The organism is Kouleothrix sp. 19917, assembly GCF_057073505.1.
The window spans coordinates 2,193,519-2,214,419 of sequence record NZ_CP097099.1; the positions used below are offsets into that span (position 1 = coordinate 2,193,519).

Sequence of the window (20,901 nt, forward strand, 5' to 3'; positions counted from 1 at the left end):
AGTGTACTATCTGTCCGTGGAAAGGTCAAACTCATAATCACAGGCACGAGCCAGAGAAAGGATATACGAGGGAGAATGTTGTAGAGATATGTCCGAACGACCACACAGACATACACGACATCATTGAACGGACAAACAAAGGAGAGTATATTCCATTCTGGCCTACAAGGCCGACAAAAAAATTATATGAGCAAAGAAGTCTACGTCGATACTATGATTTTAACGCCCGATGGGTTAAGAAAAGGCCAATTGATACCAGAACAATTCTTAGAGAAAACGAGGAAGGCTTTCATCAAACAACAAGCCAAGGGGGAAACGCCGAGCGTATACATGCAATTAGGGAAGAGGAAACGGCTCGTACTCGACCTGTGGATGGAATACAAAATTGATATATGACCAAAGAGCAAGAGCCACTACCAGAAAATACAGAAGATCTAAAGCGATTAGTGATTGCAAAAGACATTCAAATCCAAATGATGGAGGCAACCATACTTGAGCAGGATTCACTTATTCAATCTTTGAGGGAAGAGATACGCCTTTTAAAAGGCGGAAAGCCAAAAAGGGATTAATCTTTCTTCTTCTCTTCAAATGGATCGTAACCAACCCGCTTCACAAACTCATCATCTTTGGTTTTATTGACCCATTTGCCTAATCTAACCATGTAATATAACCCCACTGGTAAAATGATCACAAATATAAGAACAGAGATTAGGTTGTATGCATCCTCAATGTAAACGCCGCGAATGTATGTTCGGTAGAGTTGATTTAAGCCAAGCGCTGCCACCATACTAACAGAAAATGGAACCATTACTCCCAGAGCAAGCATCCCATCATCCCAATGTGTTTCGTTGTGCGCTTTGAGTACCCGCTTTGCTTCATCCCGCCTCAATCGTTGTAAATCCTCAATGCCCAAAAGGAGCCTGTCAAAACTTACTTCTTGGGCGTTTACCTCAAGCTCCAGGACAATAGCCTCTATTTCTCGCCTTGCATCCTTGATGCCATTGACTACACCAAGGGGTGGAGTGAGTCCAAAGTGTGCAGCTTGGATTTCAAGCTCACGAAGATTTTCTTTGTAAATAGCCAGAAGTCTTAATTTGTGTTCGCGTGTAACTTCATCCATTTGACTCTGCCTCTTCAACGGTAAGTTTGGCAATCATAGCCTTACTGGTTCTTTGTACAACGTCCATATTCTTTGTTAGTTCCTCGGCGTTGTTACCCCACATAAAAAGATAATCCGCTGAGAAAGGATTGTGAAGTCCCAAAGCACCACTAACAATATAGCTGACTGCTTCAGCTTGGCACTCTCTTTGCTCCCTTGGCGTTGCAAGGCGCTCTTGGGGGGACATCTCTCTTCTGTGTATCATCTCGTGCGCCCATTCGTGGACTAAAATCATGGTAGCGCTTTGTGTATCCAGTCCAGCAGCCAATGTGATTTTGCCACCGTGACTTTCCCCTCGTACTCCACTTCTTAATTTCTGCTCTTCTAGGACTTCAATTCCCATTGCTAAAACCGATTCTTTAACACGGATGTACTGTGCAGTTGCATCGCCATACAGAGGCTTCCAGAAAGAAGGCGCACTGTTCGGATTGGTTGTTTGGGAGATATCAAAGACGTATGCAGTTCGAAACCCAAATATTTTACCATCGCCTGTAAGCTCATCCTTTTTGACCAAAGGCGCTTGTATCATTATTCCCTTCTCACCTTTGCGAACGGGATTTCCTTCCTTGAGCCATCTTGTATATCCAGCAACCAATGTTGATTCAGGCTTTTGCAGATAAATAAGCATCTGATTGCCCGCAGAGTAGTTGTGAAAACGAGACATGAAAGACAGGTATGTTATGAGGTTTTCGCTTTTACCACTTTTTAGTTCAGTCAATAAGTTTTCAAAGCCCTTTTCTACAACGTCTTTTTGTTCAACTCGTGGTTCGCGTTCATCTCGCATGTACCCCGAGTATATCACTTTCAATCGTCGCTTCGCGGGCTATTTATTTTGACGCTCGACATGCTATCACAGGCTATTTCTTGATAGGGGTATGCTCCAGTTCGCACCCGACACAAGGCCGGGCACTCACTGGACAGCTCCGCTGCCCATATCGAGAAATGGACGCTTTCTGTGATACTCGCGTCTCACGTCAAAAAAAGTGTAGCGCCCACTCGCTTCGTAATACGAAATATCTACAGCATGAATCTATCATGGTGTGGGATGGTATACTATGAGTAACGAGGTGACTTCTACACACACATAAGGAGGCACAAAATGCGTACTGTTGCCATTTACGCACGTATCAGCTCTTCCAAACAGCAAGATAACTTCTCAACTAAGGTTTTGCAGAAATAGGCGAAAGCTCAGGGTAAAGCCAAACGGAGCTTGATATCGGACAGAGTCATGCCTTGGTGCGATTGTTCGATGGCCCAAGCAAGCGTTTTGCCCAAGGTCTCGCGAGCGATGGTGCGACAGGACTCGCCAATGGTCATCAGGCGTGTGTGAGCCCATTCGAAGGCACGATCATGCTTCAATTGGCGCATCAGAGCCGTGTACGCCAGGACGACGAGGTGCATGTGCCTGGTCTGGCCCATCCCGTCCCTGAGCTGACACTCGCCCATGCCCAAATGCTGCTTCCCGTCCCGATGAAAGGTCTCCGTCCCTGTCCAGCGCTTTTTGTAGACCTTCAAAATGCGATGAGCTTCCCACTGGGTTCGGTTGCTGATCAGGATCTTGCGTGGCGTCGCAGCTTCTGCTTCTGACCACAACACCAGAATACGCACTGGGTGGTTGACATTGGGCAGACGAACGGACTTGGTGAAGTACCATTGCGTGTGACCGCCGACCGTAAACTTGGTGCGAACAAGCGGCGTGAGCGTTTTGACCCACTCAGTCACGCTGGTCTGCTTCCCGCTGACTACAATCACTCGGTTGGCTTTCAAATCACCGATGTAGCTGCGACCTTTGGCGTGGAGGGTGTTCATAATTGGCGCGTTGGTGAAGTAACTGTCGAAGGTGAAGTCGCCCGGTATGTCCTCAGCGACAACCCAATCGATCAGTTCCTTAGCGAGGTCGGTGTGATTCTTGAACGGGCGCTCGTCGTCGCACTGCTCGCGCTTGCGGAAGCGCCGGAAATCGAGCGGATAATGCTTCCCACTCGGGTTGACGTAGTTGGCAAACAGGTAATCGTGGGCGATCAGGTGGCGTTTGTCGGCATGGTCCCAGAAATAGCCGACATCCTCTATCAGTTTGCCGTCATGATCTATCAAAGTGTTATCGATCGCGATAACGCCGTCGTGACGATAGCGCGTTGCAGCGTCCTGTTGAAGCCATTCGAGCCGGTGCGCGTTGATGCGCTGGACATCCCAGGGCGCTTCAGTCAACCATCGATTGAGAGTGGATTGGTCGGGTGGGGCGGCAAACTCTCGCGTGATACCGCTCACGGTCTTGTGCTCCGCTACAAACAGCCCGGTCAGGTATTCGGCAAAGTGGCGGCGTGAAGGCTCATTTGGAAACAGGTCGGCGAACTGGACCAGCAGTTCCTCGACCACCTGTGGTATCGCGACAATTGCTGGCACCTGTGCCTCCCAACTGGTAGACCAACGCTCGCCTGATCATATGCTCAGAAGCTTGTTGCCGCAAATCTGCAAAAGTCCAGTTCTCAATAGGCACACAGCTTTCTATGATGAACGAATGGTCAGTGAATGAAGGCTATGAGGTGGTTGAGCTGGCCGAACAGGGAAGCGCCTTTATTGAAGGACTCTCCCGTTCACAACTTCAAAAAGCACTAGAGTTAGCACGGCAGGGCAAGATTGAAGCTTTGATGTTTTTCTCTCCAGACCGCTTCACCCGCGATATGGCAGATGGGGTAATCCTTCGGCGCGAACTACGAAACGCAGGGGTAAAACTTCTTTGCTACCACCCAATGCCCCGCGAAATCACAAACGATATGGAGGTTTTAAATATCCTCACTGACTGGCAGAGCCAACAGTATGTCGAAAAGTTACGAGAAGCCACCAAGCGAGGGGTTAAAGCCAAAGCGGAACAAGGACTATTCCCCCAAGGTAACGCACCCTATGGCTATCAGCTTGTAGGAAAGAAAAAAAATACTACTATCGAACTCGTGGAGGATGAGGCATTAGTAGTAATCCGCATTTTCCATGAGTACCTGTATGAACGTATGGGTGTATCTGATATCGCCAGTCGTCTTAACGCCGAACATATTCTTTCCCCTGGTGGTGAGCTATGGACTGCGCGAGCAGTCAGAAAGATACTCAAAAAAACAGCGTACTATGGAACGTTTTACGCGTTCACATTCCGCATGAAGCATATTGGGGCAAAGGTGCGCTATGACCGTGTGCCGAATGAAGAAGGAACCCCCATTCCTGTTCCAGCCATTATCACCAAAGCCGAATGGGAACAGGTACAGGCTCTATTAGAATCCCGCCATGTCGGACGAAACACCAAGAACCAATACCTTTTGGCCTCACGTCTTACTTGCTCGTGTGGCATGGCCTTTGTCGGAAGTAGTAACCGAAACGGAAAGACGGACAAACTGTACCACTACTACCGCTGTAATAGCGAATTTTCCAAAAAGGGTAAGTGTGGTATGCCAAAATGGCAAGCTATACCCTTGGAAGAAACGGTATGGCAGTTTGCTCTTGAACTTTTAGAAAACCCACAGCGAGTACTTGAAGGCTATCGGGCGTTACAGGTGAATGAATTAGAAACATACGACAGTGCAACCCGCCAGATTGCATCACTCACCGCAGAAATCAAAGGGCGAGAAGAGGAGCTTGCGTCATTGGTCGATCAGCGCACCAAGACCAAATCACAAACCCTTATCAGCATCCTAGACCAAAAGATTGAGGAGTACGCAGGAATTATAGATGGATTAGTTTCCCGAAAGGCAAAGCTTGAGGAAGAACAGGCGCAAAGCCCATTAACCGATAGCGATATTTCGGAAATGGTAGAGGAGATAGAAGCTCTCAAACAAGTCTTTGAGGCACTGAGCCACATCAATGAAACCGCTGATTTCTCAGCCAAGCGGAAACTCATTGACCTTCTGAACCTCAAGGGGCAGGTTCGTGTTGATGAGGAAGGGAAAAAGTGGGTTGATATCACATGGATTAGCACTCTCTATAAGCGCCCTTTGTGTGCAGAGAAAACATCTTCCCCGAAGGACTCAGCCGCGCCCACCTTATTCGCGCCTGCGACGACAGCCTGCGCCGCCTGGGAACCGACTATATCGACCTCTACCAGACGCACTGGTACGATGCCGAAACGCCAATCGAAGAAACGTTGGGCGCGCTCACCGACCTTGTGCACGCCGGTAAAGTGCGCTACATTGGCTGCTCGAACATCCCGGCGTGGCGGCTGGCGCTGGCCCTGGGCGCGAGCGCGCAGCACCACCTCGCCCGCTACGAATCGCTCCAGCCGCACTATAACCTCGCCCACCGTGCCGAGTTCGAGCGCGAGCTGCGCGACCTGTGCGCGGATCAGGGCATTGGGGCAATTCCGTACAGCCCGCTGGCAGGTGGCTTTCTGACGGGTAAATATCAGCGCGGGGCCGAGACGCCAGGGAGCCAGCGCGCCGATGGCGTGGCAAAGCGCTATTTCAACGAGCGCGGCTGGGCAATCATCGATGCGCTGACTGCCGTGGCGAGCGAACACGACGCGCCACCCGCGCAAATTGCGCTGGCCTGGCTGCTCGCCCAGCCCGCCGTCGTTGCGCCCATCGTCGGCGCGAACTCACCCGAACAGCTTGCGGGCAGCCTGGGCGCGCTCGAGATTACCCTTTCCGACGCGGAAAAAGCGCAGCTCGACGCGGCCAGCGCCTGGGAAGAATAATCTGTGTCACAAAAACAGCGACACCACCGAGTTATGTTTTAATCTCGGTGGTGTCGCTATTCTCTTTGGCTCGTTTCTACGCCGCGTGCGCCCAGCCATGATCGTGCAGCAAGGTCGTTACGGCGCTGCGCAGGTCGGCGTGTGTGGCAAAACCCTGCAGGTCGATGCCAAGCGACACCATTGTCTGCGCAACTTCGGGCCGCACGCCAACCAGCAGCACCTCGGCACCCAGCAGCCGCGCCGCGCTGGCCGTCTGAATCAGCACCTGCGCCACATGCGTATCCACCACCGGCACGCCCGTAATGTCGAAAATCACATGCCCGGCGCGCTCATGATCGACGGCGCGCAGGGTGTTGTGCGTCAGCGCCTCGGCGCGCTCGGTGTCAATAATCCCCACCATTGGCGCAACCAGCACGCCCGGCAGCACCGGCATCACTGGCGCGCTCAGCTCGCGAACAGTTTCTTCGCTTTTGTGCAGGTTAGCCAGCGCGCGCGAAAGCTCCTGCTCGCGATGCTCGACGGCTTCCAGCGCGGTGCGCAGCTCGTTGGTGCGGTCGGCTATCAGCGTTTCCTGGTAGGCACGCACGCTTTCCAGCTCCAATTCGCGCTGGCGGCCCACAATCACCGCCTGGCGCAGCGCGCTGCCAAACTGATCGAAGCAGGCCGTCAGTATCAGCGCAAGAATGGCGTAGGAATAGACTATTTCGGCGCTAAACGCCGCGCCGGGCGCGTCGTAGCCCACCATATTTGGCGCAACCACCCCGAGCACACCGATCAGCGCAATGACCAGCACGGTTGAGATGCTGGTTGCCCAGACGATCGGGCGTGGCGCAAGCAGGCCAGCAAAGGTGATTGGGTAGGCGAACAGGAAGATCGTGATCCACGAGCTGTTCATGCCACGCGGCACCAGCAGCAGGCCGGTGGAGAGCGACAGGCTGAACGAGATCAGTGCAACTGCGAAGCTAAATTGCCCGCGCCGCAGCGCGAAAAAGCCGGCGACATACACAGCCAGCATGAAGAAGGTAATGCCAATCGTGAACAGCTTCGCGCTTGGGGTTGCGAACTGGGTCATCAGGTTTAAGGGGATGCCAATCAGCGAGAGGAGAATGAGGCTGAGCAGCATGCCCTGCACCAGCGGAGCCTGCTTCTGCTTGATTGGGTCGGGAAAAATGGGCAGCGCTTGCAGCCAGCTACGAACGTGACTCATCGTGGTCGAACCTTACACATAACAATAATTCTTGTGCAGTATACCGGGAAAGTGAGCGAGCCAAAGCGAGTGTTTGTCAACGAATTGCTGACAAATTCGCGCAAACGATAGGGCTTCGTAGAGGGATGGAGAAAGAGAGAGGCGACACAGGCGAAGTCTGACGGGCTTTTTGCCACGAAGACTCCAAGAATCGAAGGCCGGAAGACAGAATATCAGAACGTTGAGTCTTCGTGCCTTTGTGGCAAACCATTCGCCCTTTTAGGAAAATTGGCTAGATCACGCCAGTGACGCGCAGGCCGACGATCTCGGCGGCGGTGAGGCCCAGTGCGCCAAGCGCTTCGTCGCTGTGCTCGCCCAGGGCCGGGGCCGGGCGCGCCGCCGTGCTGCCAAACATGCCACCAAGCTGGCGGAGGGTTGCTTCGCCGGGCTGCGCCAGCATGAAGGTGCGATCAGCATGCAGATCGAGCGCGGCGGTCAAGTCGAGCACCGGGCCGACGCACACATCGTGCTCGCCAAACAGCTCCAGCCAGGCGGCGCGCGGGCGTGCGGCAAACAGCTCGGCCAGCTCGGCAAACAGCCGCTGCTGTGTTTCCCAGCCGGCATACTGCAGCGGAATATACTCGGCGCGGCCGATTGTGGTGCAGAAATTGGCCCAGAACTCGGGCTCGACCGCCGCAACCGTGAGCGCCAGGCCATCGGCGGCAGTGTAGATGCTGTAGCAGGCATAGCCGCCGGAAAGCGGGCCGTGCCCGCCAGCGGGCGTGCCGCCGGCCCAGTGCTGCGCGGCCAGCATCAGCAGCCAGTGCAGCACGCCGTCGGTCATCGCAATGTCGAGGAACTGGCCGCGCCCGCTGCGCTCGCGGGCAAACAGCGCGGCGAGAATGGCAATGGTGGCGGGGAACGCGCCGCCGCCGAGATCGGCGAGTTGCAAGCCCGGCACCACCGGCGGCGGCACAACCCCATCGGCCCGGCGCGGCGCAAACTGCGGCAGCGCGCCAGCATAGCCCAGGTAGTTCAGGTCGTGGCCGGCGCGTGCGCTGAGCGGGCCGCGCTGCCCGTAGCCGCTGATTGCGCAGACGATCAGGCGCGGGTTTGCGCTGCGTAAGGTGGAATAGCCCAACCCCATGCGGTCGAGCACGCCCGGGCGGAAGCTTTCGAGCAGAACATCGGCGCGGCGCGCGAGGTCGAGCAGGATTTTGCGGCCGCGCTCGGTTTTGAGGTTGAGCGTCAGGCTGCGTTTGCCGCGATTCAGGGCAGTGAACAGGCGGCTTTGCGTGTGGCCAAGCGGCGGAAAGGCGCGCAGGTAGTCGCCACGGCCAGGTTCTTCGATCTTCAGCACATCCGCGCCCATGTCGGCCAGCAGCAAGCTGCAATAGCCGCCCGGCAGCAATCGCGTCAGGTCGAGCACTGTCACGCCGGCGAGGGCATTGCCGAGGCCACTCATTTGATGGTGGTTTTCTTGGCCGTGCTGGCCGGTGGCACATAGGCACTGCCGCGCAGCGCGGCAACCTCGCGCTCAAGCTCGGCTACGCGCTTCTGAAGCGCAACGTTGCGGGTCGAAAGCTCAAAGCGCTCACGGTTCTCGCGGCGCTGGCGGAACGAGCGCTGCACGCCGCCCCACAGGCTCAGCAGCGCCACCATCAGCGCACCAAACATCGCCGCAATAATGATCACCAGCGACACCGACAGATTTTCCAGGCTGTAGCTCAGAAATCGCAGGCTTACCTGCTGCGTATTCTGCACGCCAAAGAGCACAAGCAACACCGCAAGAAGCAACAGCGGAATAAGAACCAGGTAGCGCATGACGCACGACTCCTTCCGGGCCTGCCCGGCGCCCAGCGAGCATGGTGGGCGCGGCGCGGCCAGAGATACTACGGTGCATTATACCGCAACCGGCACCGCATAATCGAACCTTCATCGGTTGACCATCAGCGGAAAATGTTTATAATACGCATACCCCCTGGGAGCGGACCGAGCACGACCTGACGTGTGAAACGGAGGACGCCAGCCGCACACCAACCCACACCGGCGACACCGTCGCACACCTCAGCATGTCTCCTTCTGCTCACTGTTCATCCTTCGCTCTGTCAAGGAGGACCTGATGCGATCTTACGGACCCGAGCAGATCCACAATGTCGGACTCTTCGGCCATGGCGGCAGCGGGAAGACCACGCTTACCGAGGCGCTGTTGCTCACCGCCAAGGCCATTTCCCGCGCGGGACGCGTCGAGGACGGCAACACCGTCAGCGATTACGACCCGGATGAGCAGAAGCGCCGGCAGTCGATCAACCTGAGCATCGCCCCGATCGAATGGAAGAACGATAAGATCAACCTGATCGATGTTCCCGGCTACGCCGATTTCGCGGGCGAGGTTGCCTCGGCGATGCGCGTGATCGATGGCGCGGTGATCGTGATGGACGCGGCCGGCGGCGTGGAAGTCGGCACGGAGATGGTCTGGGAGGCGGCCAAGGCCGCCAACGTGCCGCGCATTCTCTTCATCAACAAGCTCGATCGCGAAAATGCGAACTTCTTCCGCGCCGTTGAGCAGGCCCAGGAAATGCTCGACGAAGCGGTCATCCCCATGCAAATCCCGATCGGCTCACAGCGCGAATTTCGCGGCATTATCTCGCTGCGCCGCCAGCGCGCCTGGATGATTGCCGACAAGCACGATGGCACCTTTGTCGAGGCCGACATCCCCGCCGATATGGTTGGCATCGAGCAGGAATGGCGCGAGAAGCTGATCGACAAGATCGCCGCGACCAACGACGACCTGATCGAGAAATATCTTGAGAACGGGCCCGATGCACTTTCGGCGGACGATATCCAGCGCGGCTTGCGCGCCGGTATCGCGAACGGCTCGATTGTGCCGGTGTTCTGCGGCGCGGCCGACCAGGCCCACGGCACCGCCCAGCTTATGGACGGCATTCTCGACAGCTTCCCCTCTGCCGCGCGCAAAACCACCCAGGCCAACGACCTGCTCTCGGGCAAGAACGTCGAGCTAAAGCCAGCCGTTTCCGAGCCGCTGTCCGCGCTGGTCTTCAAAACGCTGGTCGACCCGTATGGTAAGATCTCGTTTGTGCGTGTGTTTAGCGGCGAGCTGCACGCGAACTCCTCGATCTTTAACCCGCGCACCCGCAAAGACGAGCGCATCGGCCAGATTTATGTGATGCGCGGCAAAGAACAGATCGCGGTGCCAACACTTGGCCCCGGCGAGATTGGCGTGATCACCAAGCTGGTGGATGTTGCGACCAACGATACGCTGTGCTCGCACGACCGCCCGCTCCAGCTTGCGCCGATCAGCTTCCCGGCCACGGCCTACAGCGCCATGGTGAAGCCCAAGACGCGTGCCGACCTCGACCGGCTGGGCGGGGCGCTGCACAATGTTGTTGAGGAAGATCCGACGCTGCATGTTTCGCGCGATGCGCAGAGCGGCGATACACTGCTTTCGGGCCTGGGCGAACCGCACCTGCAGATCATTGCCGAGCGCATGAAGCGCAAGTTCAATGTCGATGTTGACCTGGAGCTGCCACGCGTGCCCTACCGTGAAACGATTCGCGGCAAGGCCGAGGCGCAGTATCGCCATAAGAAACAAACTGGCGGCGCCGGGCAGTTTGGCGATGTCAGCATTCGCATCGAGCCGCTCACGCCCGACCCCGCGCGCGAAGATCCGCTGGAATTCGTGAACGCCATCGTTGGCGGCGTGATCGACAGGACCTTCGTGCCAGCGGTTGAGAAGGGCGTGCGCGAAGCAATGTCCGAGGGCGTTGTTTCGGGCAATCACCTCGTCGACGTGCGGGTGACGCTGTTCGACGGCAAGATGCACCCGGTCGACAGCAAGGAAATCGCGTTCAAGATCGCCGGGCACGAGGCGTTTAAGCTCGCCGTGCAGAAGGCCCAGCCGGTGATCATGGAGCCGATCTACGCCATGGAGATCAGCGTGCCCGACCAGTTCGCTGGCGACATCATGAGCGACATGACGACGCGGCGCGGGCGCGTGCAGGGCATGCTGCCCGACGGCAGTGGCCGCACGACGATCAACGCGCACGCGCCGCTGGCCGAGATCCAGCGCTATGCCACCGACCTGCGCTCGCTGACGCAGGGGCGCGGGCGCTTCTCGATGAGCTTCGACCACTTCGAGGACCTGCCGGCGCACCTGGCGCAGAACCTGGCCGCCGAGGAAAAAGTGGCGCACTAAGGCACGTTCAGCGCTTGCCGCGAAGACACACAGGGACGAGGATCAGATCAGATCCTCGTCCCTGCGTATTGTTGTGACCTAGAGTAACGTGCAGAAGTATTGGGCCACAGAGAACGCCGAGTACTCTGAGTTTCTGACCATCATTCTCAGTACTCTGGAAAATACGTTATTTCATACAACGGGCAAGCTTCCAGGAAGCTTATCTGGTTATCAGGTTGAAGCACAACTGGCTTTAGCTTCCTGGAAGCTGAGTACAGGGAAATTTATTTTCCAAAGTACTCAGTGACCTCTGTGCGCTCTGTGGCTCAACCGTTTGCACTCGGCTATTTCTACAACTACGGCATGCGCAGCTTGAAACCGCCATCGACGGTGAGCGAGCTGCCGGTGATATAGTCGGCGTCGGCGCTGGCGAGGAAAGCCGCCGCCCGCCCGATGTCGCGTGGCGTGCCAGCCCGCCCCCACGGCAGCGCGGCGCTCCACTCGGCAATCTGCTCCTCGCTGGCGAAGGCGCGCTCGCCGGGCGTGTCGACGAAGCCCGGATTGATCACGTTCACATTGATGCGGTGCTCGGCCAGCTCGATCGCCAGCGTGCGCGCGAGGTGGTTGATCGCGGCCTTGGCCATGTTGTAGGGCGCGCCGTTGGGCAGTGGCAGCTCGCCCAGCACCGAGCCAATAATGATGATCTTGCCGCCACGCCCCTGCGCGACCATCTGCTGCGCGGCGGCCTGGCAAGTGTGGTACACGCCAAACTGCGCGACCTCGATTGTGCGGCGAACGTGCTCCCAATCGGCGGTGAGGGTTGGCTCACGGATGGAGATCGCGGCGTTTGCCACGGCAATGTCGAGCCCGCCGAACTGCGCTACCGCCGCCGCAAACAGCCCCGCCACCTGCGCCCGGTCCGACACGTCGGCGTAATGGGCGTGGGCGCGCCACCCCAGCGCGGCAATCGAATCGGCGGTGCCTTGGGCGTCGGCAGTGCGCGGGCCGGGCGGCAGGTCATTCACCAGCACATCCGCGCCTTCTTCCGCAAAACACAGCGCGATGCCCTGCCCAATGCCGCGTGCCGCGCCTGTCACCAGCGCAATTTTCCCCGCAAGGCGCTGCATACACGTTCTTCCTTATGTCAATTTAATGTTTTTGATGAAATCTGCGGGCGTGTGGCCGCGTGCCTGCACTTCGCGCTGCTCGGCGCTCAATTCAATCCAGGGCGCAGCCTGTTCGGCTGGCAGACGCGGCAGATCGCGGCCATTCACAATGGTGAGCGTGTTGTGCAGGAGCTGCGTGCCTTCGCGCATGTCGAGCGTTATGTCATATAGCGGAAAATTGCCGCTGCGCAGCTCGAACAGCGCCACATCGGCCAGCGCGCCCGGTCGCAGCGTACCAAGCTCGTGCGCGAGGCCCAGCACCTGCGCGGGGCGGGCGGTTGCCGCGTGAATCACCGCATCGAGCGGCATGCCAATCGCCAGCAGTTTGCTCATGCAGGTCGGCAGATCGAACAGCGGGCCGTGAATACTGAGCTGGTGAATGTCGGACGAAATGACGTCGGGCCAGCGACCGGCGCGGCCAAACGCTTCGGCGCTGGCGAACGAGAACGAGCCCGCACCATGCCCAAGATCCATAATCACGCCCGAATCCCAGGCGCGTTGCGCCACCGCCAGCAGCGCGCCCGCGTCGTCGATCAGGCGCATGCTCAAGCCAGTGCAGCAGTGTGTCAGAATGTCGCCGGGGCGCAGCAGCGCCAGCACATCGTCGATTTCGGGCGGGCCAAGCGCAATATGCACCATCAGGGGCAGCGCGCAGGCATCGGCCACGCGGCGGGCGCGGTGCAGCGGCTCCAGGCCGTTGGCCGCCACGGTGTTGCGGTCGATGCGCGCCTTCACGCCCACGATCACGTCGCGGTTGAGGTTGACGATCCGCTCGCACAGCGCGCTGTCGCAATAATCAAGGTTCGCCAGCTCGCCAGTGATGCCCACCAGCCCGATGGCTGAGATATTCAGCAGCGCGTACAGCCGCAAGCCCGACGGACGCATCACAAAGTCGCGCAGGCCAGCAAAGGTGTACGCACCCGCCGAGCCGGCGTCGAGCCAGGTGCCAACGCCGGTGCGTGCGGCGACTGGCGCGGGATCAATGCCCCAGTAGGTGACGTGGTGGTAGATATGGGTGTGCAGGTCGATCAGCGCGGGCGTGACGAGCTGGCCGCGCGCGTCAATGGTGCGAAAGGCGGCGCTGGCGGGGATATTCGCCTCAACGGCGGCAATGCGGTTGCGCGTGATCGCGACGTCGAACTGGCCGCGCAGGCCCGCGCCAGGATCAAGCACGTCGCCGCCCTGAATGAGCAAATCGTACATAGCGCGCTACTCGCCAACGTAGGCGATCACGTCGATCTCGACCAGAATGCCCAGGAGCTGGCTGCCGACCGTCGTGCGCACGGGCTTGGGGTCGGGGAAGTAGCGGGCATAGACCTCGTTGTAGCGCGGGAAAAGTGCCAGATCGCTCAGGTGTACGGTCGACTTCACCACGTCGGCCATGCTCGCGCCCGCCGCCGCCAGAATGGTCTTGATGTTCTCAAGCACCTGCGCGGTCTGCTCCTCGATCGTTTCGCCGGCGAGCTGCCCGGTGGCGGGGTCGGTCGGGCCTTGCCCGGCAACAAAAATGAAATCGCCGGCGCGCAGGCAGGGCGAGTAGGCGCCGCCGGGCTTGGGGCCATTCGGCACCGTGATCAGCTGCTTGGGCATGGGTCTGCTCCTTCTGTTCAGCGGGGATACGCCGGCAGTGTAGCGCCGCTCGCCACACTCGTCAACTTGCACAGCTTTGAGATTTACCACCAAGACACCAAGGCACCAAGAGTCTTTCTGAAAACCTTGGTGCCTTGGTGTCTTGGTGGTTTAATGTTCTTTCTTGCTGGCGCGCTAGGGAAGATATTTTGCAAAGAACTCGGCAATGCGCTGGAGGTAGAGCTGGTTGGCCGCGCCGGTGAATGAGTGCGGCTGGCCGGGGTATTCGAAGTACTCGACCGGCTTGCCCGCCGCCTGCAAGGCAACCAGCAGGTCGCCCGGCCATTTCGCGGGCACGGTTTCGTCGGCGCTGCCCCAGTGGATCTGCACTGGCGCGCTGACATACTGCAGCGAGGGCAGCGGCGACAGGCGCTGGTACAGCTCGGGCGCTTCGGCGGGCGTGACGGGAAACTCGACCGACACCGGGTCGAGCACGCCGGTGCGGCGGCCTGGCGGCTGGCCAGCGCGCGCGCGCCAGCGCCCCACACGAAACTCGTAGTCCTCGGCAATTGTGAGCGAGGCGGGCGAATACACCACCGCCGCCGCGATCTGGTCGCTGATGGTGATGGCCTTGGCGGTGACCGCGCCGCCGTTGCTGTGGCCCCACATGCCAACCTTGCCAGGTTTGGCCGAAGGCAGCTTCTGAGCCAGCGGAATGAGGTTGAGCGTGTCGATGACGTGGCCGGCGCGGAACAGATTGATCGCGTCGTCGGAGCCGGCGTGCGAGCGAAAATCGGGCGCGACGGTCATGAAGCCGCGGTTGGCGAGGTAGTCGGCGGCAAGCTTGGAGCCATTGCCGGTCTGGTAGACATCGAGCGGGTAGTAGCCGTGGTTGAGGATCACGACGGGGAAGGGGCCATCGCCGTGTGGGCGGTTGAGCATGCCCGTGATGCGCAGGCCGTCGCTGGGGTAGGCGATCAGGTAGCGCGTGAAACGGGCGGTTTCTTCCAGTGTTTGGACGATCTCGATCTCGCCCTCGCCGTAGCTGCGCGCCCGCAAGCCCTCGATGGTGTAAGGCGCATACTCGGCCCAGGCGTCGGGTGTGGGCTGGGCGGTTGGCAAAACAGCCGTGGGCGCTGGCGCTCCCGTGGGCGGAACTGCTGTCGGCGCGGGCGCTCCCGTGGGCAGTATTATGGCCGTGGGCAGCTCGATGGCCGTGGGCGCGAGCGCGGCAGCCGTTGGCTCGGCGGGCTGTGCGCCCGGCGCGCATGCCGCCAGGGCAAGTGCGGGGCCAAGCAGCACCAGCATCAATCGCTGACGAATCATTCCTTTTTCTCCCTCCAACATGCCGAAACAAGATTGCTTGCGACGGGCTTTCAAAGCTGCTATGATTGGGCATCGGTCGCGCAGCTAGCGGAACGGCACGAAGATGACTGCACAACCCAAGGCAGCAATTTCAGAACCAGAGTACCTTGCCTTTGAGCGTGGCAGTGCGCACAAACACGAATATTATCGCGGCCGCGTTTACGCAATGACTGGCGCGAAAGAAGCGCATAACCTGATTGCGGGCAACACGCTGGCCGCTCTGCACGCCCAACTTCGTCGCACGCCCTGCCGTGTCTACCCCAGCGATATGCGCGTCAAGGTGCTACGAACAGGTCTGAATACCTATCCCGATGTCGTTGTGGTGTGCGGCCCGCCGCAATTCACCGACGATGTTCGCGATACGCTGCTAAATCCGACGGTTATTGTCGAAGTGCTGTCAGAATCGACCGAACGCTATGATCGCGGGCTGAAGTTCGAAAGCTATCGCGCCATCGACACATTGCAGGATTATATTCTGATCGCGCAGGATCATCACCATATCGAGCAGTATACCCGCCAGCCAAACGGCAAATGGCAGCTTACCGAAGCCAATAATCTCGAAGAATCTATTCGGACCGATTCGATCAATTGCACACTTGCACTGGCGGATATTTACGAGAAAGTCGAGCTTGAAGGCAGCGACTTTCCGCGCGACATTCCCCCGGCGTAGCTCCTTTTACCCCTGCGGCTCGTACACACCCGCCAGCGCAAAGGCGTCGTCTTCGGGCGCATAGCCCAATTCGTCGCGCGCGTCGCTGATGTCGAGCCACTTCCAGCGGTTATTCGACAGGCCGTGGTAAATGCCGAAGCGCAGGCCGTCGGGCGCTTCGATGCTGGCGCGCACCAGCCGCGCAAGGTCGTGGTAGGTCAGCACGCGATCGAGCATGGTGCGGCTGTCGCGCAGGCGCGGGCTGTCGCGATCGACGACCCAGCCGAAGCGCAGGCAGATCGCTGCCAGGCCGCGCTGATCGGCGTACATACACGCCAGCGCCTCGCCCCAGGCTTTGGTCGCGCCATACAGGTTGGCCGGGCGCACGGGCATGCTGGTGTGCACCTGCATATCGCGCGGGTAGCCGCCCACCGCGTTGATGCTGCTGGCAAACACCACGCGCCGGCAGCCGGCTTCGTGCGCGGCCTGAAACACATTCTGCACGCCAACGACATTGCGCGGCAATAAATCTTCCCACTCAGCGTGGATGCGCGGGTCGGCCGCCAGATGCACCACGGTGTCGACGCCCTGGCACAAGGCGCGCATGGCGTCGAGGTCGGCAATATCGGCTTCGACAAAGCGAAAGCCGTGGGCATCGGCGGGGGCGCGCACGTCGGTGAGCACAAGCTTGTATTCGCTTGCAAAATGGCTGGTGAGAAAGCTGCCAATGCGGCCGGCCGCGCCGGTGAGCAGAATGGTACGTGGGCTTGTCACAATGTCCTCCGATTCGGGATGAGCAGAAACGCGTGCATTATAACGCGCCGCCCGCCCGAAGAGTTGGGGTACAATGGCGCCATTCCGATCATTTGCTGGGCCATGGAGCCAATGGAGTTGTCATGCAGCAGGGAACACTGACGGGACAGGTCGCGCTGGTTACGGGTTCGGGGCGCGGGCTGGGGCGCGCAATTGCGGCGCGCATGGCGGAACTGGGCGCGGCGGTGGCGGTGCACGACGTGTCGCAGGACGCGCCGGCCGAGTTTGGCGAGGCGAGCAGCCTCGACGCGGTAGCGGTGGCGCTGGCCGAGCACGGCAGCAAAACCGTGGCGGTGACGGGCGATATTGCCGACGAGGCGGCGGTGCGCGCGCTGGTGGAGCAAACCGAGGCCGCGCTTGGGCCGATCACGATTCTGGTGAACTGCGCGGGCGGCGACATTGCGGCGCGCGGCGGCAAGCCCAACCCCAACGACGCGCTCAACATCCCGATCGAGGATGTGCACGCGCTGCTTGACCGCAACCTGATTGGCACCATGCTCCTGTGCCGGACGGTTTGCCCGGGCATGCGCGAGCGCGGGAGCGGCGCGGTGGTGAATATCGGCTCGACGGCGGCGCACGTGGGCCTGCGCGACGGTGTGGTGTACGCGGTGGTGAAGGCGGCAATCATTCAGTGGACGCGCTGCCTGGCGCAGGAATTGCGACCCTACGGCGTGCGCGTGAACGCCGTCAGCCCCGGCCCGACGATGACGGCGCGCTTTCTCGCCACACGCCCGACCGACCCGCGCCACCGCGACACGGAGGTGCCGTTTGAGCGCTACGGCCAGCCCGAGGAAGTGGCCGACGCGGTGGCATTCCTGTGCAGCGACGCGGCGCGCTTTGTGAATGGGCAGGTGCTGCGCGTGGACGGCGGCAGCCAATTGTTCCCGGCGTAATGCGCTTGCAGCGCGGGGTTAGGGGTTGGGGAATGGGGGATAGATCAGGCAACTGCCTACCCTGCGAACCTTGCCCAGAACTATTTTGAGCCACAGAGAACACAGAGATCACTGAGAAAGAAAACAAACCTCGGTGCTCTCCGTGCGCTCTGTGGCTCGTCTCCTCTGTGCAAATAGCTAAATTCTGATTTCTGACCCCTGCCCCCCGCGCTCAGCCAATAAACTTATAACCCATGCCGTGCACCGTGAGAATATACTGCGGGTGGCGCGGGTTCTGCTCGATCTTCTGGCGCAGCCACGCCACATGCACGTCGACCGTGCGCGTCGAAACCAGCGCGTGGTAGCCCCACACCTCATTCAGCAGCTCATCGCGCGAAATGGTTGCGCCGCGATGCTCGATGAAATAGCGCAGCAGCCGGAACTCCAGGGCAGAAAGCTCGATCGCCTGACCCTGCTGCTCGACCTCGGCGCGGCGGAAATCGACGCGCACCGGCCCGAACTGGTAGACATCGGTGGCGGGCGGCGGGCTGGCTTCGGCGGCGGGCGCGCGGCGCAGCAGGGCTTCCAGCCGCGCCAGCAGCTCGCTCATCTCGAAGGGCTTGGTCAGGTAGTCGTCCGCGCCGAGCTTGAGGCCAACGACCTTATCGACAATCTGGCCGCGCGCCGTGAGCATAATCAGCGGCGTGGTCACCCCGCGCTGGCGCAGATCGCGGCAGACATCGAGGCCGCTTTTGCGCGGCAGCATCACGTCGAGAATGATCGCGTCGAAGCGCTCGGACGAGGCGCGCGCAAAACCGCTCTCGCCATCGGTCGAGGTCTCGACGGCATAGCCCTCGTTGCGCAGCCGGTCGGTCAGCGTCATCACCAGGCCCGGCTCATCTTCCACAAACAAAATGCGCTTGTTCATAGCTACCCATTCGTTAGCCGCCGGTCGGCGACGAAGATTTTACCACCAAGACACCAAGACACGAAGATGGAAAGAACGAGTGAGATGTATCTTTGAGCATCTTGGCAGGCTATTCTTGGTGTCTTCGTGCCTTGGTGGTTACGTCTCAACTCATTGAATACGAATTAGGCTGGTTCCGCCGCTGGCTGCCGGCCATCGGTGCTTGCGCAGGGCAGGAAGACGGTGAAGATGCTGCCGTGGCCCAGCGTGCTCGACACCGTGACGCGCCCGCCGTGGCCGCGAACGATATGGTGCACCAGGCTCAGACCCAGGCCGCTGCCGTGGATCTGCGCTACTAATGCCTCGCGGCTGCGGTAGAACGGCTCGAAAATATGTGCGAGGTCGTCGGGCGCAATGCCCATGCCATTGTCGTGCACGCCAATCGCGATCTCCGCGCCGCGCGCACCATAGTGCGCAGTTACGTCAATCCCCACCCAGCGCCGCTCGCCGCCATACTTGATCGCGTTGCGGATCAGGTTCTGAAGCGCGCGCGTCATCTCGGTCGGGTCGGCCAGCACGTGCGGCAAATCCTCGGGGACACGCAAATCGATCTGGGCGTCGGCGTCGCGAACCTGCGCCTGGCAGGCCGAGAGCGCGCGCTGGATCAGCTCATTTACGCCAATTGGGCGCGGAATATACGTCTTGCGGCCCGACTGCGCGCCAGCAAACTCCAGCGCCTGGTCGACCATCTCGGCCAGGCGGCGGCCCTCGCCATGGATCACGGCCCCATACTGCCGCGCCCGCGCCGGATCAAGTACCACCCCATCGGCCAGATTTTCGCCGGCCGAGCAGATCACCGCCAGCGGCGTGCGCAGCTCGTGCGAGATTGCCGCGACAAACTCAATTTTCTGCTCGGCTAGCCGTTGGGCGCGCCGCGCCGAACGCACCATGAGCATCATGCTTACGCCAAGCAGGGCGAGAATGCCGGTGCTGATCAGTATATTGCGCAGGCGCAAGTTTGAAACTGCCGCTTCCAGCGAACCGCTGCGATGCGTCAGGATCAGCTTCCAGCGACCGGCATCAACATCGTGCGGCTCATTGCTTGTGGGCGTACTAGGCTTTGCTGCACGGTCCATCGCAAAAAGCCACGAGCGCCGATCGGTGGCGTCGGGCAAATCATCCAGGCGCAAGGTATCGTCGATCAGCAAGCGGTTGATTTCATCAAGGCGCAAGCTAAACAGGTAACTATGCGCATCGCCGGAGCTAGGCGCAAGTTCATAGGTGCCGCTATTCGAGTGATACATCAGGCGCGTGGGCTGGTCGCGCCGCACAATTGCGAGGTTGTAATCGACTGAGCCGGCATTGGCGAAGTATTTGCGCGCCAGTTCGGGCACAAACTGCTGCCACAGATATGAAGGATCAAGCGCAGCAACCGTATAGGCGAAAATTGGGTCGGGCTGCGGTTTGCAGCGTGCGCAAAGCCGCCGCTTGATCACACGGTCGTTGATCACAATTTCGATATCGCTGTCCACACCTGCCGTTTGCGGATCGGAAAGACGCGCCATATTGGCGACCGGGATCACCAGCGCGGGCACTTCGTCGGCAACTGAGTCGGGCGCATTGCCCACCAGCATGCCATCTTCAAGATGCATGGCATTGACCGACTGCTCGAAGCGGGTGCGCAGATCGCGCATGGAGCTTGGCCAGTCGCTTGGCTCGAAGCTGCGCGTCGCCGGGTTGTAGCGCATCAGGCTGATTGGGTCGCGCTCGTAGAGCTGCACCAGAAATACGTCGCCCACCAGCTTGGGGTGCGCGACATGGCTGTACCAGTGATCATATCGCTTGGCGAACAATTCCCAGCTCTTATACCGAACCGTATTCGCCTGCATCTGCAAGCCCAGAAAGGTGCTTGCGATCTCCAGGTCGAAATCTTCGCTAAAACGTTGGGCTCCGCTATCTACCAGTGCCTGCATGCGCTCGCGTTCGCCAGCGCTAACCTCGCCCAGCCAGTAGTACTGAAACGACGCCAGCATCACCAGCAGAACCAGCAGGCCCGGAACAACGGCCGTATTTGGCGGAATTTTAGCAGTTCGGATCATCTTCATGTCGGCATTATAGCATAGCGTTCTGGCCTTGAATAGTATCTGTTGCAAGCTTTACATTTTTTACAAGCCACTTTTGACATATTTTACAAGTGCTTTTCAGCCATTTAGGAGATATTGGCATAATTTTACAAAGTTTACAAATGTTTTTCAGGATCTTAACTACTCAATTAATTAATTGCTCTATAATCTATCGGCATAGGTTTATTATCAGGGAATTTGCCTTGTTGCAGGCAGTATGCG

Annotated in this window: 18 protein-coding genes and 1 pseudogene; 6 read left to right on the forward strand and 13 right to left on the reverse strand. The window is 59.1% G+C overall.

The annotated features are described in order from the left end of the window. Positions 1 to 392 precede the first annotated feature (392 nt). Entirely contained in the window at positions 393 to 569 is a 177-nt protein-coding gene (locus M1P90_RS09135; RefSeq protein ID WP_483702307.1) for a hypothetical protein, read from the forward strand. On the opposite strand, the gene M1P90_RS09140 is transcribed toward M1P90_RS09135, so the two are convergent. The 3 genes from M1P90_RS09140 to M1P90_RS09150 all read right to left on the reverse strand — a co-directional run bounded on the left by M1P90_RS09140 (position 566) and on the right by M1P90_RS09150 (position 3,562). Next, positions 566 to 1,120: a hypothetical protein gene (locus tag M1P90_RS09140; protein ID WP_483702308.1), complete on the reverse strand. Its 555-nt coding sequence runs from the start codon at positions 1,118 to 1,120 to the stop codon at positions 566 to 568. The genes M1P90_RS09135 and M1P90_RS09140 overlap by 4 nt on opposite strands. After that, on the reverse strand, positions 1,113 to 1,943 hold the full coding sequence (locus M1P90_RS09145; protein ID WP_483702309.1) for an ArdC family protein: 831 nt from the start codon (positions 1,941 to 1,943) through the stop codon (positions 1,113 to 1,115). The genes M1P90_RS09140 and M1P90_RS09145 overlap by 8 nt, the downstream gene beginning before the upstream one ends. A gap of 404 nt (positions 1,944 to 2,347) precedes the next feature. Beyond that, the gene (locus tag M1P90_RS09150) at positions 2,348 to 3,562 is read right to left on the reverse strand and encodes an IS701 family transposase (protein WP_483696970.1); all 1,215 of its coding nucleotides are present in this window, start codon (positions 3,560 to 3,562) and stop codon (positions 2,348 to 2,350) included. Between the two features lie 38 nt (positions 3,563 to 3,600). Here M1P90_RS09150 and M1P90_RS09155 point away from each other — a divergent pair. Continuing rightward, positions 3,601 to 4,626: pseudogene (locus tag M1P90_RS09155) on the forward strand (recombinase family protein); the annotation flags it as partial. Positions 4,627 to 5,138: 512 nt separating this feature from the next. Further along, the gene (locus tag M1P90_RS09160; RefSeq protein WP_483702310.1) at positions 5,139 to 5,834 is read left to right on the forward strand and encodes an aldo/keto reductase; all 696 of its coding nucleotides are present in this window, start codon (positions 5,139 to 5,141) and stop codon (positions 5,832 to 5,834) included. A 76-nt stretch (positions 5,835 to 5,910) separates the two neighbouring features. On the opposite strand, the gene M1P90_RS09165 is transcribed toward M1P90_RS09160, so the two are convergent. The 3 genes from M1P90_RS09165 to M1P90_RS09175 form a co-directional block, all read right to left on the reverse strand. Next, a complete protein-coding gene (locus tag M1P90_RS09165) occupies positions 5,911 to 7,041 on the reverse strand; it encodes an STAS domain-containing protein (protein WP_483702311.1) in 1,131 nt (376 codons plus the stop codon). Positions 7,042 to 7,312: 271 nt separating this feature from the next. Next, on the reverse strand, positions 7,313 to 8,485 hold the full coding sequence (locus tag M1P90_RS09170; RefSeq protein WP_483702312.1) for a CaiB/BaiF CoA transferase family protein: 1,173 nt from the start codon (positions 8,483 to 8,485) through the stop codon (positions 7,313 to 7,315). Beyond that, positions 8,482 to 8,844, reverse strand: a complete 363-nt coding sequence (locus M1P90_RS09175; protein WP_483702313.1) for a LapA family protein — start codon at positions 8,842 to 8,844, stop codon at positions 8,482 to 8,484. Before M1P90_RS09175 ends, M1P90_RS09170 begins: the two co-directional genes overlap by 4 nt. Positions 8,845 to 9,142: 298 nt before the next feature. On the opposite strand from M1P90_RS09175, the gene fusA reads away from it, so the two are divergent. After that, the gene (gene fusA / locus M1P90_RS09180) at positions 9,143 to 11,236 is read left to right on the forward strand and encodes an elongation factor G (protein ID WP_483702314.1); all 2,094 of its coding nucleotides are present in this window, start codon (positions 9,143 to 9,145) and stop codon (positions 11,234 to 11,236) included. 335 nt (positions 11,237 to 11,571) lie between these two features. On the opposite strand, the gene M1P90_RS09185 is transcribed toward fusA, so the two are convergent. The 4 genes from M1P90_RS09185 to M1P90_RS09200 form a co-directional block, all read right to left on the reverse strand. After that, positions 11,572 to 12,342, reverse strand: a complete 771-nt coding sequence (locus M1P90_RS09185; protein WP_483702315.1) for an SDR family NAD(P)-dependent oxidoreductase — start codon at positions 12,340 to 12,342, stop codon at positions 11,572 to 11,574. Between the two features lie 12 nt (positions 12,343 to 12,354). Further along, positions 12,355 to 13,584: an amidohydrolase/deacetylase family metallohydrolase gene (locus M1P90_RS09190; RefSeq protein ID WP_483702316.1), complete on the reverse strand. Its 1,230-nt coding sequence runs from the start codon at positions 13,582 to 13,584 to the stop codon at positions 12,355 to 12,357. 6 nt (positions 13,585 to 13,590) lie between these two features. Then, complete coding sequence (locus M1P90_RS09195) at positions 13,591 to 13,971, reverse strand: RidA family protein (protein ID WP_483702317.1); 381 nt, start codon at positions 13,969 to 13,971, stop codon at positions 13,591 to 13,593. Between the two features lie 174 nt (positions 13,972 to 14,145). Further along, on the reverse strand, positions 14,146 to 15,276 hold the full coding sequence (locus tag M1P90_RS09200; protein ID WP_483702318.1) for an alpha/beta hydrolase family protein: 1,131 nt from the start codon (positions 15,274 to 15,276) through the stop codon (positions 14,146 to 14,148). Between the two features lie 103 nt (positions 15,277 to 15,379). Between M1P90_RS09200 and M1P90_RS09205 the strand changes: the two genes are divergently transcribed. Next, entirely contained in the window at positions 15,380 to 15,985 is a 606-nt protein-coding gene (locus M1P90_RS09205) for a Uma2 family endonuclease (protein WP_483702319.1), read from the forward strand. A 6-nt stretch (positions 15,986 to 15,991) separates the two neighbouring features. On the opposite strand, the gene M1P90_RS09210 is transcribed toward M1P90_RS09205, so the two are convergent. Continuing rightward, on the reverse strand, positions 15,992 to 16,738 hold the full coding sequence (locus M1P90_RS09210) for an NAD-dependent epimerase/dehydratase family protein (RefSeq protein WP_483702320.1): 747 nt from the start codon (positions 16,736 to 16,738) through the stop codon (positions 15,992 to 15,994). A gap of 122 nt (positions 16,739 to 16,860) precedes the next feature. Between M1P90_RS09210 and M1P90_RS09215 the strand changes: the two genes are divergently transcribed. Next, entirely contained in the window at positions 16,861 to 17,670 is an 810-nt protein-coding gene (locus M1P90_RS09215; protein ID WP_483702321.1) for an SDR family NAD(P)-dependent oxidoreductase, read from the forward strand. A gap of 211 nt (positions 17,671 to 17,881) precedes the next feature. On the opposite strand, the gene M1P90_RS09220 is transcribed toward M1P90_RS09215, so the two are convergent. After that, the gene (locus tag M1P90_RS09220; protein WP_483702322.1) at positions 17,882 to 18,577 is read right to left on the reverse strand and encodes a response regulator transcription factor; all 696 of its coding nucleotides are present in this window, start codon (positions 18,575 to 18,577) and stop codon (positions 17,882 to 17,884) included. Between the two features lie 164 nt (positions 18,578 to 18,741). After that, on the reverse strand, positions 18,742 to 20,655 hold the full coding sequence (locus tag M1P90_RS09225) for a sensor histidine kinase (protein ID WP_483702323.1): 1,914 nt from the start codon (positions 20,653 to 20,655) through the stop codon (positions 18,742 to 18,744). Positions 20,656 to 20,901: the final 246 nt, after the last annotated feature.

Coding starts and splice junctions, on each gene's coding strand:
- M1P90_RS09170 (WP_483702312.1), bottom strand. CDS start 8,485: ATGAGTGGCCTCGGCAATGCCCTCGCCGGCGTGACAGTGCTCGACCTG.
- M1P90_RS09205 (WP_483702319.1), top strand. CDS start 15,380: ATGACTGCACAACCCAAGGCAGCAATTTCAGAACCAGAGTACCTTGCC.
- M1P90_RS09215 (WP_483702321.1), top strand. CDS start 16,861: ATGCAGCAGGGAACACTGACGGGACAGGTCGCGCTGGTTACGGGTTCG.
- M1P90_RS09185 (WP_483702315.1), bottom strand. CDS start 12,342: ATGCAGCGCCTTGCGGGGAAAATTGCGCTGGTGACAGGCGCGGCACGC.
- M1P90_RS09140 (WP_483702308.1), bottom strand. CDS start 1,120: ATGGATGAAGTTACACGCGAACACAAATTAAGACTTCTGGCTATTTAC.
- M1P90_RS09145 (WP_483702309.1), bottom strand. CDS start 1,943: ATGCGAGATGAACGCGAACCACGAGTTGAACAAAAAGACGTTGTAGAA.
- M1P90_RS09220 (WP_483702322.1), bottom strand. CDS start 18,577: ATGAACAAGCGCATTTTGTTTGTGGAAGATGAGCCGGGCCTGGTGATG.
- M1P90_RS09225 (WP_483702323.1), bottom strand. CDS start 20,655: ATGATCCGAACTGCTAAAATTCCGCCAAATACGGCCGTTGTTCCGGGC.
- M1P90_RS09135 (WP_483702307.1), top strand. CDS start 393: ATGACCAAAGAGCAAGAGCCACTACCAGAAAATACAGAAGATCTAAAG.
- M1P90_RS09195 (WP_483702317.1), bottom strand. CDS start 13,971: ATGCCCAAGCAGCTGATCACGGTGCCGAATGGCCCCAAGCCCGGCGGC.
- fusA (WP_483702314.1), top strand. CDS start 9,143: ATGCGATCTTACGGACCCGAGCAGATCCACAATGTCGGACTCTTCGGC.
- M1P90_RS09200 (WP_483702318.1), bottom strand. CDS start 15,276: ATGATTCGTCAGCGATTGATGCTGGTGCTGCTTGGCCCCGCACTTGCC.
- M1P90_RS09175 (WP_483702313.1), bottom strand. CDS start 8,844: ATGCGCTACCTGGTTCTTATTCCGCTGTTGCTTCTTGCGGTGTTGCTT.
- M1P90_RS09190 (WP_483702316.1), bottom strand. CDS start 13,584: ATGTACGATTTGCTCATTCAGGGCGGCGACGTGCTTGATCCTGGCGCG.
- M1P90_RS09165 (WP_483702311.1), bottom strand. CDS start 7,041: ATGAGTCACGTTCGTAGCTGGCTGCAAGCGCTGCCCATTTTTCCCGAC.